This is a genomic window from Amycolatopsis sp. VC5-11 (assembly GCF_037034185.1).
Taxonomy (GTDB): Bacteria; Actinomycetota; Actinomycetes; order Mycobacteriales; family Pseudonocardiaceae; genus Amycolatopsis; species Amycolatopsis nivea.
In genome coordinates, this window is sequence record NZ_JBAGKF010000005.1 from 248718 (window position 1) to 263651 (window position 14934).

At 70.8% G+C, this 14934-nt stretch carries 10 protein-coding genes; 8 read left to right on the forward strand and 2 right to left on the reverse strand.

Annotated features, from left to right (window positions below):
• Positions 1 to 91: 91 nt before the first annotated feature.
• Positions 92 to 532 carry a PPOX class F420-dependent oxidoreductase gene (locus WA670_RS18390; protein ID WP_037814629.1) on the reverse strand — a complete coding sequence of 147 codons (441 nt, stop codon included), beginning with the start codon at positions 530 to 532 and terminating at the stop codon, positions 92 to 94.
• Positions 533 to 609: 77 nt separating this feature from the next.
• On the opposite strand from WA670_RS18390, the gene WA670_RS18395 reads away from it, so the two are divergent.
• Genes WA670_RS18395 through WA670_RS18405 form a run of 3 tightly spaced genes read left to right on the forward strand, consistent with a single transcriptional unit; the run spans position 610 to position 7358 of the window.
• Positions 610 to 2073 (forward strand): hypothetical protein, encoded by a 1464-nt coding sequence (locus tag WA670_RS18395; RefSeq protein WP_037814630.1) that lies wholly within the window; start codon positions 610 to 612, stop codon positions 2071 to 2073.
• Positions 2073 to 2876, forward strand: a complete 804-nt coding sequence (locus WA670_RS18400; RefSeq protein ID WP_037814632.1) for a hypothetical protein — start codon at positions 2073 to 2075, stop codon at positions 2874 to 2876. Before WA670_RS18395 ends, WA670_RS18400 begins: the two co-directional genes overlap by 1 nt.
• A gap of 12 nt (positions 2877 to 2888) precedes the next feature.
• The gene (locus tag WA670_RS18405; RefSeq protein WP_336158347.1) at positions 2889 to 7358 is read left to right on the forward strand and encodes a hypothetical protein; all 4470 of its coding nucleotides are present in this window, start codon (positions 2889 to 2891) and stop codon (positions 7356 to 7358) included.
• 48 nt (positions 7359 to 7406) lie between these two features.
• Here WA670_RS18405 and WA670_RS18410 read toward each other — a convergent pair whose 3' ends face one another.
• Positions 7407 to 8387, reverse strand: coding sequence for a YncE family protein (locus WA670_RS18410; RefSeq protein ID WP_336158348.1), 981 nt, complete (start codon positions 8385 to 8387; stop codon positions 7407 to 7409).
• Positions 8388 to 8502: 115 nt separating this feature from the next.
• Here WA670_RS18410 and WA670_RS18415 point away from each other — a divergent pair, with 115 nt between their 5' ends.
• The 5 genes from WA670_RS18415 to tpiA all read left to right on the forward strand — a co-directional run bounded on the left by WA670_RS18415 (position 8503) and on the right by tpiA (position 14816).
• Entirely contained in the window at positions 8503 to 9393 is an 891-nt protein-coding gene (locus tag WA670_RS18415; RefSeq protein ID WP_336158349.1) for a LysR family transcriptional regulator, read from the forward strand.
• A 54-nt stretch (positions 9394 to 9447) separates the two neighbouring features.
• Entirely contained in the window at positions 9448 to 10848 is a 1401-nt protein-coding gene (locus WA670_RS18420) for a winged helix DNA-binding domain-containing protein (protein WP_336158454.1), read from the forward strand.
• Between the two features lie 960 nt (positions 10849 to 11808).
• On the forward strand, positions 11809 to 12810 hold the full coding sequence (gene gap, locus WA670_RS18425) for a type I glyceraldehyde-3-phosphate dehydrogenase (protein ID WP_037814640.1): 1002 nt from the start codon (positions 11809 to 11811) through the stop codon (positions 12808 to 12810).
• Between the two features lie 5 nt (positions 12811 to 12815).
• Positions 12816 to 14030, forward strand: coding sequence for a phosphoglycerate kinase (locus tag WA670_RS18430; protein WP_037814642.1), 1215 nt, complete (start codon positions 12816 to 12818; stop codon positions 14028 to 14030).
• Positions 14031 to 14816, forward strand: coding sequence for a triose-phosphate isomerase (tpiA, locus tag WA670_RS18435; RefSeq protein ID WP_037814643.1), 786 nt, complete (start codon positions 14031 to 14033; stop codon positions 14814 to 14816).
• The last annotated feature ends 118 nt before the right edge of the window (positions 14817 to 14934 follow it).

The window sequence follows — 14934 nt, forward strand, 5'->3', positions numbered from 1 at the left end:
ACACCCTCGGCAGGTGCGGTGTCAATAGTGCGATCGCGGCATTACGCTCCGCAGCCGTGGCCGCGGAGCGCGAGCAGAAAGAACGCGTAGGTCAGAAGCCGGCGATGTCCGCCCGCGCGATCACCTTCGTGATCCTCGCCCGGACGAGGGATTCTTCGGGGACGGCGTTGCGCTTGCCGTAGGCCGGGCCGTTCTCCTCGCCCATGTACCGCGCGCCGAGCCGGGTGGCCCACTCCAGCATTTCGTCGTAGTCGTGGTGCAGTTCCGCCTCGGCGGTGAACTGGACGTACGAGAACGGCGGCCGCTGGTCGTCCACCGCGAGCGAGAGCCGCGCGTCGCGGCGCAGGGCCTTGCCCTTGAGCGTGTCCGTGCCGGTGGTGAAGATCAGCTCGTCGCCGTTCGGTCCCTCGTTCAGCAAGAACCACACCGGCGTGACGACCGGGGCCCCGTTGGCCCGCACGATCCCCAGCATCCCGGTCCGCGTGCCCTCGCTCGCGAACTTCCACCACTCCGCCCTGGTCATCTCCCGCATGCCCGCCACGCTAGCCGTCCGCGTGTGCGGGCTCCCGGCCGGGCCGACTAGCCTGACCTGCTGTGCGATACGACGAGATGGGCGCCGCTGGGCTCGCCGACGAGGGGCTGACCCGTCGGCTGAAGGCGCTCGCCTGCACCGCGCCGTTGCACGACCTCGACGCGCGCAAGGCGAAGCTCGACTGGGCCGACGCCACGGTGTACCAGATGGCCGAGATCGCGCTGCACACGATCGACCAGGTCACCATCGCGATGGACTTCGACACCGGCGCGGGCCACGACCAGGTCATCGACCGGCTGCTGCCGTTCATCTCGCTGCAGGCGCCCTCGCGGATGCCGGACGAGCACGTGCGCGTGGCGAAGTGGGTGCTGGACAACCTGATCAACGTCGGCACCACCGACCGCGGCTTCCGGCGCGTGTACGGCTCGCTCGGCCCCGGCGGCTACCAGCGCCGCCAGTTCGACTTCAAGCTGCTGGTCGAGCTGGCCGCCCCCGACGGCGAGGTCTACCTGCGCGCCACCGACGAGGCGATCAACGTGCTGGTCGGCGCGCTGGACACGGACGTCGAGTCGGCGCAGATCGCGGCCGAGGTGAAGCTGGAGAACCTGATCAACCGCGGCCGCCTCGCCGACGCGAAGCTCGCCGCGGAGCAGGCGCGCTACCGCACCGTGCAGTACGGCGAGACGCTGCGCGCGAAGCTTGACGCGACCCGCCGCGACGTGCGCGCGGTCGACTGGGAGAGCGAGGTGCCGGAGCTGATCGAATCGGCGCTCGGGCACATCGAGTCCCGGTTCCGCGCGGAGAACGCGATCCTGAAGAACATCACCACCGCGCGGGACGAGTCCGAGGACGCCGACCACAAGCGCCGCGCCGCCGAACTGGTCGACATCGTCGCCGACTGCATCCGGCGGCACACCCGCCTCCAGTCGCGGCTCGCCGACGCGGGCGCGGTCTTCCGCGCCGAACAGGACCGCCAGCAGTTCTCCGGACCGCCGCAGCGGGCCACGATCGACCTGTTCGGCCAGCTCCTGATGCCGACGCTCGGGCTGCCGCTCGCCGACGCCACCGCGCCCGCCGAGCACTTCTTCCACGCGGTCGCCGGGATCACGACGCCGGTCGTGCCGTCGCTGTCCTCGCTGGTGTCGCTGCTGCTGCGGCCCGCTCCGGAACGCGACCAGCTGGTCGGCGAGGTGCCGGAGCCGGAGCTGGTGCCCGCCGAGGTGACCGACCGGTTCGGCGACGACGTGTGGCGGCTCGCCGACGAACTGCTCGACCTGCCCGACGTGCCGCGGCGGCTGTCCGGGCTGCTGGAGGACGCGCGCCGCTCCGGGCAGCCGAACCTGGCGTCCCTGGTCGCGCTGCGTGCGCTGCACGCCTACAGTCCCGAGGTCGGCGCGGCGCGCCGGCAGGGGGAACGCCAGGTGCTGCTCGCCGTCGACGACGGCACCCTGCTCGACGACCCGGAGTTCGGCGGGGCCGATCTGCTGCTGATCACCGCGGAGGTCGAACGAGCTGACGACGAGACCGAGGAGGTCGCCTGATGCCGGTGACGCACACGAGCGTCGACGCCGAGGCCGCCGCGCGCCTCGTCGCGTTCGGGATGCGCCCGAAGCAGCTGCCCGCCCGCGACGTCGTGTACGGCGAGCTGGTGCGCCGCTACGGCGAGGACAACGCGTTCAAGGCGCTCACCCACGCGGTCGCGTCCGGGCTCGGGCTGATGGTGCTGGAGGTGACGCAGCAGGCCGGATGCGTGCTCGCGGCCACTGACGAGTCCGTCTTCGAGATCAAGATGGACAGCTACGCGCGGCAGGCCAAGATCCGCGAGCGGCGCGAGACGGAAAAGGTGCTGCACGGCCTGATCCACCTCGCGACGGCCGCGCTCGGCTACCCGCGGCCGGACGACCTGGCCAACGACACCTACATCGGCCGGGTGAGCGTCGAGCAGGTCGACGCGATGGTCCGCGAAGCCGCGCGGGTGCTAGACGAGCGCGCGCAGCTGGCCGAGGCGAACAACGACCCGCTCGCGGACGCGCCGGAGCTGGAGCAGGCGTGGCGCGCGTACGCTCGACGTCCGGCCGCAGCGGCGACGAAGGACGGCCGGATGGCGGCGGACACCACGCGCGGCATGGTGTCGCGGGCGCTGCGATTCCTTGCCGATCAAGGCTTTCTGGTGCAGGTGAGCGACGAGCAGGGCGGCACGTACCGCACGACGCCGCGGTACCAGATCCAGGTCCGGGAGCTGGCCGCGGACGCCGCGTTTGACGACCTGCTCGCGCTCGATGTCGTCGCGGTCGCTGGGGCCGGGGGAACGCTGCGCGCGACGGCCTCGGACACGCTGCAGTAAGAGGGGACGGGAATGTACGAGCTTTCGCGGGTCCGCCTGCATTCGGTGGGCCCGGCGGGCGCCCGGTACCAGGACGTGGTGCTGGACTTCAGCGGCGTCGGGGCCACGATCACCGCGCCGAAGCAGGACGCGTTGTTCTCCGCGGGCATCCACGCCGGCGGGCCGGTGCGCCGCCCGTCTCCGGCGAGCGTGCTGTTCCTGGAGAACGGCGGCGGCAAGTCCGTGCTGATCAAGCTGATCTTCTCGGTGATGCTGCCCGGGCGGCGCCAGGTCGTCGGCACCACGAGCACGAAGGTGCTGGAGAAGTTCGTGACGGCCAAGGACGTCGCGCACGTGGTGCTGGAGTGGCTGCACGTCGAGACCGGCCAGCGGGTGATCACCGGCAAGGTGTCGGAGTGGCGCGGGCACGTGACGTCGGCGGACTCGGAAAACCTCGTCGACTCCTGGTACTGCTTCCGGCCGACCGCCGACGTCGCGCTCGATTCGCTGCCGCTGACCGAGGACGGCCGTCTGCTGACGATGTCCGGGTTCCACGACCGGATCGCGGGCGCGGCGATGGCCGAACCGGAGCTGGAGCTGTTCTGGACGCGCCGGCACCACGAGTGGACCGGGCGGCTCGACCAGCTCGGTCTCGACACCGAGCTGTTCCGCTACCAGCGCGCGATGAACGCGGGCGAGGGCGAGGCGGCCGACGCGTTCCAGTTCTCCACTGACGAGGCGTTCGTGGAGTTCCTGTTGCGCGCGGTGCTGTCCGAGGACGAGCCGAAGGACCTCGCCGAGGTCGTGTCGACGTACGCGAACAACCTCGCGCAGCGCGGCGATCTGATGGCGGAGAAGGAATTCGTCGAGGGCGCGCTGGAACTGCTCGGTCCGCTGGCCGAGGAGGAAGGCGTGGCCGCGGCTTCGCGCCGGATCGCCGAATCGGCGCGTGAGGACCTCGGTGAGCTGGCCGGGCGGATCCACGCGCGCAACGAGCTGGAGAACGCGCGGCTGTCGGGGCTGGAAGAACACGTCGAGGAAGTGCGCAGTGCGGAAAAGCTCGCCGAGGGCGACCATCGGCGGCTGACCGCGGGCGTCACCGAGCTGCGGCGGCTGGTCGCGGTGCTGCGGCTGGAAGAAGCGCAGATCGAACGCGAGCGCGTCGACGGCGAGCTGGCCGAGGCGAAGACGCAGGCGGAAGCGTGGCGCGAAACCGCGACCGTGCTGAACCGGCTGAACGCCGCGCGCAAGGCGAAAGACCTGCGGGAGCTGGTCGGAAACCGCGAGGAGAAGGCGAAGCCCGCGTTGGCCGCCCGGGATGCGGCGGCGGTCGCGTTGGGGCGCGGTTTGCTTTCGTTGGCGCGTGACGCGCAGCGGCAGGCGGACAAAGCCGAGGCGCACGCGGACGCGTTGCGCGCCGAAGCGGAGAAGGCGCAGGTCGAGCGGGACGAGGCGGCGAACCTGGCTGCTGGTCGTCGGGCTGAGGCGCGTGGACTTTCGTCGCGGATTGCTGAGCTGCGCGAGGAAATCTCCGAGTCTGTCCGAAGTGGACTGTTGCCCTCCGGGGCGGATGTCGCCGAAGCCGCGCGGTCCGCGCGGGCGGAAGCCGAGGCCGCGGCGGCGGAGTCCGTTCGCCGGGAACAGGAACTCGACCGCGTCGGCGAGGATCTGCAAGCGGCGCAGCGTTCGGTGAACGAGGCGCATCAGCTCGCCGGGTCCACTCAGGACCGTCTCGTGCGGGCGGCCGAAGACCTCGAACGCGCGCACCGGCGGACCGACGCGCTGGCCGCGGAACCGCGGTTGATGGAGCTGCTCGGCGCGGACGACGTCAAGCTGGAGAGCGATCTTCCGGTCCTGCTGCAGCGGTTGCGCGACGCGAGCGCGGCGGTGGAGAAGGAACAGACCGCGCTGCGGATGGAGGAGTCGGCCGACGAGCGGGCGCTGGCCGCGCTCGGATCGGGCGGGCTGCTGCCGCCGCCGGAAGACGTCCAGGCCGCGCTGGATGCGTTGGAGCAGGCGGGAATCACCGCGTGGTCGGGCTGGCGTTATCTGTCCAAACTGGACTCGGTGCGGCGCGACGAGGTGCTGGAGCGGATGCCGCAGCTCGTCGCCGGCGTGCTGCTGAACGACGCGGCGCAGGTGAAGCGGGCACGGGAAGTGCTGGCGGCCTCGCGGCTGCTGCCGAGCGCGGTGATCGCGGTCGGGACCACGGACGCGTTCCAAAAGGACGGTCCGGCCGCGGCGGGTGTCGAGTTCCTCGTGCCGCCGAACCCGGCGATGTACGACGAGGAAGCCGCGGACACCGAGCGGGAAGCCGTGGCGCAGCGGCACGCCGAACGGCAGCGTCGGCTGGAGCAGTTGTCGGAGTCACTGGCGGCCGATGGCGCGTTGACGTGGAAGCTCACCACCTGGCGCGAGGACTATCCGGCCGGGGCGATCGGAACGCTTGCTGAGCAGGCTGAAAGCGCTCGCGTCGCCCGGGAGACCGCGCAGACCGCGCTCGCGCAGGCGGAGGCGGAATTCGCCCGGTTGAGCGAAAAAATCACCGCCTTGCGGGAGCGAGTCCCGGCGTTGCGGACCGCAGCGGCAGAAGCCGAGGAGAAGGCGCGTCGGCTCGGCGAACTGTCCACTCGGGCCGCGCGTGTCGCGGAGTGGACCGAAGAAGTCGAGCGGGCAACGGAAATCGCGGAACGCGCGGAGACCTCGGCAGCTGAGGCATCGGCGCGAGCGGCGCGGTTGCGCGAGCAGGCGGCGGAGGAGCAGCGGACCGCTGACGGACACCGTCGCACGGTCACGACGGCACGGTCCGAGCTGGCCGAGGTGCCGGGCGCGGCCGAACTGCCGGAGGATGTCGAAGCGCCTTCGGAACCGGTGGACGCGTTGCGACGCACCTTCGTGTCGGCTTCCGAGTCGTACGCGAAGGTCGAGGTCGGCAGTGATCTCCGGGCCGAGTTGGAGCAGGCGGAATCCGCTGAGGCAGCGGCGTCGTCGGCCTTGGAAGCGCTGGACGAAGAGGTCCGGGTGCGCGCGGGGGCGTTGCTGGAGACGCCGGACGGCTCGGACGCTTCCACCCGGGCGGCGGCGTTGGCGCGGGCGCGGCGGGTCGTCGATGCGCTGGAGGAGGAACGCACCGAGGCGATCGGCCAGGTGTCGACGCGCCGGGCGGAGCTGGACGTGCTGCCGTTGCAGACCGGCGTCGCTTCTCCGGCTGAGCGGCCGCGCGACATCGAGCACGGCCTCGAGCTGATCGACGCGGCTTCGCTGGAAGTGTCTGCGGCGGCCCGGAAATGGGAAGAGCTGCAGGAACGCCGGGCGGCGGCGGAAGCGACGCTGGAAGCGGGCAAGGCTTCGGCGTCCGGCTTCGGATTGCTGTCGGAATCGTTGGCGCACTTGCGTTCCGAGGAACCCGCGGACGCCTACGACGGCGACGTCGAGTCCGCGCGGACCCGGTACAACCAGCTCAACACCGTCCTGAACGACGCGCAGTCGGCGGCCGATTCCGGCGACCGGCGGGTGCGCGCGGCGGCGGACCAGCTGGCGCAGTACGCGACCGAGAAGCGGTTCGAAAAGCTCAGCACGCCGGTGCGGCAGCAGGTGATTTCCGTGAAGCGGGACCAGCTTCCCGCGCACGCGGCGGAATGGAGCGAGGCGCTGCGGCCCCGGCTGCGGACCCTCACCGACGACCTCGCGCAGATCGACCGGCACCGCGGCGGCATCATCACGCGGCTGCAGGGGATGGTCGAAGGCGCGTTGCGCACCCTGCGGTCGGCGCAGCGGGTGTCGCGGCTGCCGGACGGGCTCGGCGACTGGTCCGGCCAGGAATTCCTGCGGATCCGGTTCACTGAGCTGGAAGACCATGTGCTGGCGGAAAAACTGGGCGAGGTCGTCGACGAGGCGGCCGCGGGCAAGACCGCCGACGGCCGCGACGTGAAGCGCGACGGGCTGTCGCTGGTGCTGCGCGGGGTGCACGTCGCCGCGCCCAAGGGGTACCGGGTCGACATGCTCAAGCCGGACTCCGTGCTGCGCACCGAACGCCAGCGGGTGTCGGAAATCCGCGACGTGTTCTCCGGCGGCCAGCAGCTGACCGCGGCGATCATTCTGTACTGCACGCTCGCCGCGCTGCGCGCCAACAATCGGGGCAAGGCGCGGAACCGGCATTCGGGCGTGCTGTTCCTGGACAACCCGATCGGCCGTGCGTCCGCCGGATACCTGCTGGAACTGCAGCGGGCCGTCGCGGAGGCGCTGGGCGTGCAGCTGATCTACACGACGGGCCTGTTCGACGCGGGCGCGCTGGCAGAATTCCCGCTGATCGTGCGGCTGCGCAACGACGCGGACCTGCGGGCCGGGCGCAAGTACCTGTCGGTGGACGCGACGATCCGGAATTCCCTCGACGACCTCGGGGACCCGGACGGGGTCGCCCGGCTTTCGGCGACGCGGATGTTCAGCCGGGGGTCTTCGGCTCCCGCGGTGGACTCGTCTGCCGAAGAAGAACAACCGGCCTGACGGCTGGCGCGCGGTCTGCCCGGGCGGCACACCGCGCGCCGAGACCCGTCAGCTGACGGGCACGTACGCCAGCCCGTGGCCGCCTGCCGCTCCGGCCGCTTCAGTGTCCAATGTGGTCACCAGGGTGCGGGTCTGGAGATCGATGACCTCCACTTCGGTCGATGCCGCCCCGGACACGAACGCGATCCGGCCGTCCGGGGCGGCGAGAATCGCGAGCGGAAAGTCCGTCCGCAGGTCCATGGACCCGAGCAGTTCGTGACTGGTCGCCGAAAACGCCAGCAACCGCCCGCCCAGCTCGGCGGCCAGCACCTCGCCGGACGCCGTGCAATGGATCGGCAGCACCGGATGTTCCGTCGGCAACAGGGTTTCTAGAGTCCCGGTGACCGCGTCGAACACCCGGATCCCGGGCGCCGCGCGAACCGGCTCGGTCCCGTTTTCCAGATACGGAGCCGCGACGTACAGCCGCTTGCCGTCCCGGGAAACCTCCAGCCCTTCACTGCCGGGCACGAAGATTTTCTCGACCTCGCCACTGTCCAGGTCCACAAAGGACACGAACGGCGCTTCCTTGTTGGTCACGAACCCGCGCCGCCCGTCCGGACTGATGGCGACCCAATGCGGCCCCGGCGCGCCGGTCGCGAGATGCCGGACCGGCCGCCGCGTCGCGGTATCGACGACCACCAGACCGCCCTCGCTTTCCGGATTGGCCTCGACCGTCACGTACAGCAGCCCTCGCGTCGGATCGATCGCCAGACCGTGCGGCGCGTGATCCGGCGAGAGATCGACGACCTCCAGGACCTCGCGCGAATCCGGATCGATCGCGGTCAGCTCGGTCGCTCGTTCGCCGTGGCTGTGGTAGGCCCCGCGGCGGTACGCGCTCGCGGTCCAGACGAGGCGGTGGACGGGGTCGAAGCACAGGTCGTGCGGCTGCGCAGGCACCTCGACGGTGCCGAGATGCTTCCCGGACCCGACGTCGAAGAAGGCGACCGCCGGCCCCTTCGCGCCCGCGACCGCGAGTATCGCTTCTCGCATTGGCTCTCTCCTTTGTGTTCGGCTACGAGATCCACTCTGGGCGGCCGCGGATTGCGCGTCGATGCAAGAATCGGCATGGAATTCTTCCGCTGAACGCAAACCTTCCGGGACGGCCGTGGACCTGAACCTCTTGCGCGTGCTGGACGTCCTGCTCCAGGAAGGCAGCGTCACGCGCGCCGCGGCCAGACTGGGCAGCTCGCCCGCCGCGGTGAGCCGAACCCTCGCCAAACTGCGCCGCGCCGCCGGCGATCCCTTGCTGGTCCGCGCAGGTCAAGGCTTAGTCCCGACCCCACGCGCGCTGGAACTGAAAGACGAAGTCGCCACCCTGGTGCACCGCGCCGACCGCATCCTCGGCCCAGGCCCTGGTTTCGTCCCCGCTGACCTCCGCCGCACGTTCACCGTCCAGGCGACCGACCTGGTCGTGAGCGGCCTGGCTGGTTCTCTGACTGCCCGCCTCCGCGCCGAAGCCCCGCACGTCGAGGTCATCTTCGTCCCGGAGTCCACAGAGGACAGCGGAGCCTTGCGCGACGGCCGGGTAGACCTGGAAATCGGCGCCGCCGGTCACCACGATCCGGAAACCCGCACGGAGCCGTTGGTGCGCTCGACGGTCCTAGGCATTGCGCGCCAAGGGAATCCGCTCTTCTCTGCCCCCATCGATCCGGTTTCCTTCGCCGCCGCCGACCACATCGGCATCTCCCGCCGAGGCAAGCAACAAGGCCCGATCGACGCCGCCCTCGCCCGGCTGGGTCTGCACCGCCGAGTCGCCGCGGTCGTCCCCGGCCACCCGAGCGCCCTGATTTTGGCGAGCGAGAGCGACCTGGTGACCATCGGCATCGCAGGCTGGCTGGACCCGTTGCTGGCCGCTCTGGGCCTGCTGACGTTCGCCATCCCGCTCGACCTGCCGCCCGTCGAACTGGGCCTGGCCTGGCATCCCCGGACGGCAGCCGATCCCGCCCAGGCCTGGTTCCGGAACCACGTGCGCGCCGCACTGCTCGCATCCTCCTGACCAGCGCGGATGCGTTCTTTGTCGGACCTAGCTGGTAGGAATCAAGTCGTGAAGATGACCCTCGCCCAACGCCGGGCCCGCCTCGGCATACGCCACCACCTCGCGGCACGGGCGACGACCGTCGAGGAAGCAGTCGGCGGCGTCGTCGCGCTGCACGCCACCGATCCCGCTTCGGTGTACCTGTCCGCCTGGTCGCGCGTGCGTGACGTCTCGATCGCCGACGTCGAGGACGCGCTGTACTCCCGGCGCACCCTGCTGCGCATCCTGGGCATGCGGCGCACCGTTTTCGTCACCGACGTCGCCACTGCCGGTGCGGTGCAAGCCGCGTGCTCATACGACGTCGCCGCCCGGCAACGCCGCTTGCTCGAGAAGCAGCTGGGCACCCTGGGCCATCCGGAGAATGTCGCGCGTCCTGGCGAATGGCTGGACGAGGTCATGGCGAGCGTCGAAAAAGCCTTGCGCGCCAGGGGATCGGCGACCGCTCAGCAACTGACGGACGACGAACCGCGCCTGCGGCAGCAACTGCTGATGGCGAAGGGAAAACCGTACGAGTCGATCGGCAACGTCACCAGCCGAGTGCTGTTCCAGCTGGCCGCAGAGGGACACATCGTGCGCGGACGCCCGCGGGGGAGTTGGCAGAGCACGCAGTACCACTGGTCCCCGCTGACGGATTGGCTGGCAAACGCCGAGGGGTCGGCTGGTTCTGGCGCTGGCCGTGGAGGCAAAACCGGTGCTGGGTCCGGCAGCCCCGCCCTCGTCCCCGCCGACTCGCCGGGCTCTACTGCTGGGAATCCGCGCCACTCCGTTCCCGGCGTCGCGGGCTCGGGTTCTGGAACCAGCGGGCCAGGCCGCTCCCAACCCGGCACCGCCGGACAACCAAACGGCTCTGATTTGGGCACCGTCGGCGGATCCTCCGACTGGCCAGGCCTCTCCGAAGACGAAGCCCGAGCCGCCCTGGCCCGGCGATGGCTGCACGCCTTCGGCCCCGCCCCGGTCGCCGACCTCCGCTGGTGGACGGGCTGGACGACAGGTCAGACGAAAAAGGCCCTGACCGCCGTCGCCCCCGCCGAGGTCGACCTGGACGGCGAACCAGCGATCGCCCTGCCCGACGACCTGGCTCCGGTAGCCGCGCCCGACCCGTGGATCGCCCTGCTCCCGGCCCTCGACCCGACCGCGATGGGCTGGCAGTCCCGAGACTGGTACGTCGGCCCGCACCGCCCCGCCCTGTTCGACCGCAGCGGCAACATCGGCCCGACGGTCTGGAGCGACGGCCGCATCGTCGGAGCCTGGTGCCACCGCCCGTCGGGAGAAGTCGCGGTCCGCCTGCTGGAGGACATCGGAACCGAGAAGACCGCCGCGGTGGACGCCGAGGCAGCCCGGCTGAGCGCCTGGCTGGGAGACGCCCGGGTCGTGCCGAAGTTCCGCACGCCGGTGGAGAAGGAGCTGTCCGGATAGCGCCCGTGCACGGTGCCGAACCGACCGGCGGCGGGTGGAGCTGCTGAGAGCCGGACGACCCGGCGATGGGTGGGGCAGGCGACAGCCAGACTACCCGGTGGCCGGGCTCGTGACCAGGCTGTCCAGCCTCGGGACGCCTGGCAGCCAGTCCTGCCGGGGACACGCGGACGGCCGTATACCGCGCGGCTGCCGAGTCGCCGAAGAGAGCCCGGAACGAAGCATGTCCTAAAGGTTCGGCGGGTAGGCCGCGCCTGCCCAACTCGCCCGAGGCGACCTAGACCGGCGCAGCGTGGGACGCGGCGGCTGGTGCGAGTTCGCTGTGCGCTTCGCGGGAGTCCGGTACTCGGCCGCGAATCACTCGGACGTTCGCGCGACGGGGCCCGTGCCGAGCGCATGCCGTGCCGGTTCCCGCCGGACCCCCTAGCCCTGCCGAGTTCGGCCGTCGTGCTCTTGCTGGCCGGGTTCTGCCGAGCCTGGCCCCGAGCTCCTGCTGCGCCGCTCCCGCCGAGCCCAGCCCTCGAGCCACCCCGTCTCGGTCCTGCCGACCTTGCCCCAAGCCCCCACCCGGCCAACCCGAGCCGCCCCCCTCCTCTGCCCCACCCCCGCGACCCCGCCCCACCACCCCCGGCGAAACCGTCCCGACAGCGTGAACCGGGGCACCAAGACCGATCAAGCCACTGGTCCGCTCCCGCCCCCTGACACCGCGGGAGCGTCCGCCCCGTTTTCGGTCCTCACCCGGCTGAGCTGGGTTCTTAATCGATTCTTGACGTCTCCCGGCAGTGGTGGAAGTCTCGTCAGGGCAGTCCGGGGCAACGGGGCCCGCACGCTAGGGTTGCACCGATTCCGGAAGTCGCAGAAGTCGTCCGGGGCGGGCGCCCCGGGGAACTTCCGCAGTGACCAACTTCAGCGGTCGGCGGCCGGCGCGCCGCCGCCGTGATCAACACCAGAGGAGTGGCAGCAGTGACCGTTCGCGTAGGTGTCAACGGCTTCGGCCGGATCGGCCGCAACTTCTTCCGTGCCGTGAAGGCGAGCGGTCACGACATCGAGGTCGTCGCGTTCAACGACCTCGGCGACGTCGCCACCATGGCCCACCTGCTCAAGTACGACTCGATCCTCGGCCGCTTCCCGGGCGAGGTCAGCGTCTCCGACGAGGGCATCGTCGTCGACGGCAAGACCATCAAGGCGCTCGCCGAGCGCGACCCGGCCAACCTGCCCTGGGGCGACCTGGGCGTGGACGTCGTCGTCGAGTCGACCGGCTTCTTCACCAACGCCGACGCCGCCAAGGCGCACATCGCCGGCGGCGCCAAGAAGGTCATCATCTCCGCGCCCGCCAAGGGCGAGGACCTGACCGTCGTCCTCGGCGTCAACGACGACAAGTACGACGGCTCGCAGACGATCATCTCGAACGCGTCCTGCACCACCAACTGCCTCGGCCCGCTGGCCAAGGTCCTCAACGACGCCTTCGGCATCGAGCAGGGCCTGATGACCACGATCCACGCCTACACGCAGGACCAGAACCTGCAGGACGGCCCGCACAAGGACCTGCGCCGCGCCCGCGCCGCCGCCCTGAACGTCGTCCCGGCCTCCACCGGCGCGGCCAAGGCGATCGGCCTCGTGCTGCCGGAGCTGCTCGGCAAGCTGGACGGCTACGCGCTGCGCGTCCCGGTCCCGACCGGCTCGGCCACCGACCTCACCGTCACCCTCAAGAAGTCCGCCACGGTCGAGGAGATCAACGCCGCCTACAAGGCCGCCGCCGAAGGCCCGCTGGCCGGCATCCTGAAGTACTCGGTCGACCCGATCGTGTCCTCGGACATCGTCACCGACCCGGCGTCCTGCATCTACGACTCGCCGCTCACCAAGGTGATCGGCGACCAGGTCAAGGTCGTCGGCTGGTACGACAACGAGTGGGGCTACTCCAACCGCCTCGCCGACCTGATCAAGCTCGTCGGCTCGAAGCTCTGAACCTGATGAGCGTCAAGAACCTCGACGACCTGCTGGGCGAGGGCGTTCAGGGCCGCTACGTGCTGGTGCGCAGCGACCTGAACGTCCCGCTCGACGGGTCGGCCATCACCGACGACGGCCGGGTCCGCGCCGCGCTGCCGACGATCAAGAAGCTCGCCGACGCGGGCGCGAAGGTCGTCGTCACCGCGCACCTGGGCCGCCCCAAGGGCGAGCCGGACCCGAAGTTCACGCTCGCCCCGGTCGCGAAGCGGCTCAGCGAGCTGCTCGGCGCCGAGGTCCCGCTGGCGGGCGACCTCGTCGGCGAGTCGGCGAAGGCGCTGACCGCCGGTCTGGCCGACGGCAGCGTCGTCCTGCTGGAGAACGTGCGCTTCGACGCGCGCGAGACCAGCAAGGACGCCGTCGACCGGTCCGAGCTGGCGGCCGAGCTGGCCGCGCTGACCCCGGGCGGAGCGTTCGTCTCCGACGGCTTCGGCGTCGTGCACCGCAAGCAGGCCTCGGTCTACGAGATCGCCGCGGTGCTCCCGGCGTACGCGGGCGGCCTCGTGCTGGCCGAGCTGGACGTGCTGAAGAAGCTCACCGACGACGTCAAGCGGCCGTACGTGGTCGCGCTCGGCGGCTCGAAGGTGTCCGACAAGCTCGGCGTCATCGCGAACCTGCTCACCAAGGTCGACCGGCTGCTCATCGGCGGCGGCATGGCGTACACGTTCCTCAAGGCCAAGGGCTGCGAGGTCGGCACGTCGCTGCTGCAGGAAGACCAGCTCGACCAGGTCAAGGGCTTCCTCGCCGAGGCCGAGAAGCGCGGCGTCGAACTGGTGCTGCCGGTCGACGTGCTCGCGGCCGACGGGTTCGCCGCCGACGCGGCGCACGAGGCCGTCGACGTCACCGCCATCCCGGCCGACCGCATGGGCCTCGACATCGGCCCGCGCAGCGCCGAGCTGTTCGCGCGGAAGCTCGCCGACGCGGCGACCGTCTTCTGGAACGGCCCGATGGGCGTCTTCGAATTCGAGGCGTTCGCCGGCGGCACCCGCGCGGTGGCCGAGGCGCTCGTCAAGAGCGACGCGTTCACCGTGGTCGGCGGCGGCGATTCGGCCGCCGCGGTGCGGCAGCTGGGCCTGCCCGAGGACGGCTTCTCGCACATCTCCACCGGCGGCGGCGCCTCGCTGGAGTACCTGGAAGGCAAGGAGCTGCCCGGCGTGGCGGCGCTGGAGGGGAAGAACTAAGTGGCACGCAAGCCCCTGGTGGCAGGCAACTGGAAGATGAACCTCAACCACCTCGAGGCCATCGCCCTGGTGCAGAAGATCGCCTTCGCGCTGCCGGAGAAGTACTACGCGAAGGTGGACGTGGCCGTGCTGCCGCCGTTCACCGACATCCGCAGCGTGCAGACGCTCGTCGACGCCGACAAGCTCTCCCTCACCTACGGCGCGCAGGACCTGTCGCCGCAGGACTCGGGCGCGTTCACCGGCGACATCTCCGGCCCGATGCTGGCGAAGCTGGGCTGCAGCTTCGTCACCGTCGGGCACTCGGAGCGGCGCGCGATCCACGGCGAGACCGACGAGCTGGTCAACAAGAAGGTCAAGGCCGCGCTCAAGCACGGCATCACGCCGATCCTGTGCGTGGGCGAGGAGCTCGAGATCCGCGAGGCGGGCGAGCACCTCGAGCACACCCGCAACCAGCTGATCGAGGGCCTCAAGGGGCTCAAGGCCGAGCAGGTGCAGGCCGTGGTGATCGCGTACGAGCCGGTGTGGGCCATCGGCACCGGCAAGGTCGCGACCGCAGCCGACGCCGAAGAGGTCTGCAAATCCCTGCGCGGGACGCTCTCGGAGAAGTACGGCGACGAGGTCGCCACCGCGGTCCGCGTGCTCTACGGCGGCTCGGTGAAGTCCGGGAACGTCTCCGAGCTGGTGGCCGCGGACAACATCGACGGGGCGCTGGTCGGCGGCGCGAGCCTCGACGGCGAGGAGTTCACCAAGCTCTGCGCGCTCGCCGCCGGTGGCCCGCTGCCCTGATCGTGGGCACTACCGGGTAGCCTGTGTGTTCGGTCCGTCACTAGAGCAGTGGACGAGTCCAGGGGTACGGTGAAGATCCGCACGCTGTGCGGGTTCGGCCGTACCCCTGCATGCTCCG

What these genes read in the sequence shown, in the direction of transcription:
- WA670_RS18390 (WP_037814629.1), bottom strand. Translation starts at nt 532, where the DNA reads ATGCGGGAGATGACCAGGGCGGAGTGGTGGAAGTTCGCGAGCGAGGGC.
- WA670_RS18395 (WP_037814630.1), top strand. Translation starts at nt 610, where the DNA reads ATGGGCGCCGCTGGGCTCGCCGACGAGGGGCTGACCCGTCGGCTGAAG.
- WA670_RS18400 (WP_037814632.1), top strand. Translation starts at nt 2,073, where the DNA reads ATGCCGGTGACGCACACGAGCGTCGACGCCGAGGCCGCCGCGCGCCTC.
- WA670_RS18405 (WP_336158347.1), top strand. Translation starts at nt 2,889, where the DNA reads ATGTACGAGCTTTCGCGGGTCCGCCTGCATTCGGTGGGCCCGGCGGGC.
- WA670_RS18410 (WP_336158348.1), bottom strand. Translation starts at nt 8,387, where the DNA reads ATGCGAGAAGCGATACTCGCGGTCGCGGGCGCGAAGGGGCCGGCGGTC.
- WA670_RS18420 (WP_336158454.1), top strand. Translation starts at nt 9,448, where the DNA reads ATGACCCTCGCCCAACGCCGGGCCCGCCTCGGCATACGCCACCACCTC.
- WA670_RS18430 (WP_037814642.1), top strand. Translation starts at nt 12,816, where the DNA reads ATGAGCGTCAAGAACCTCGACGACCTGCTGGGCGAGGGCGTTCAGGGC.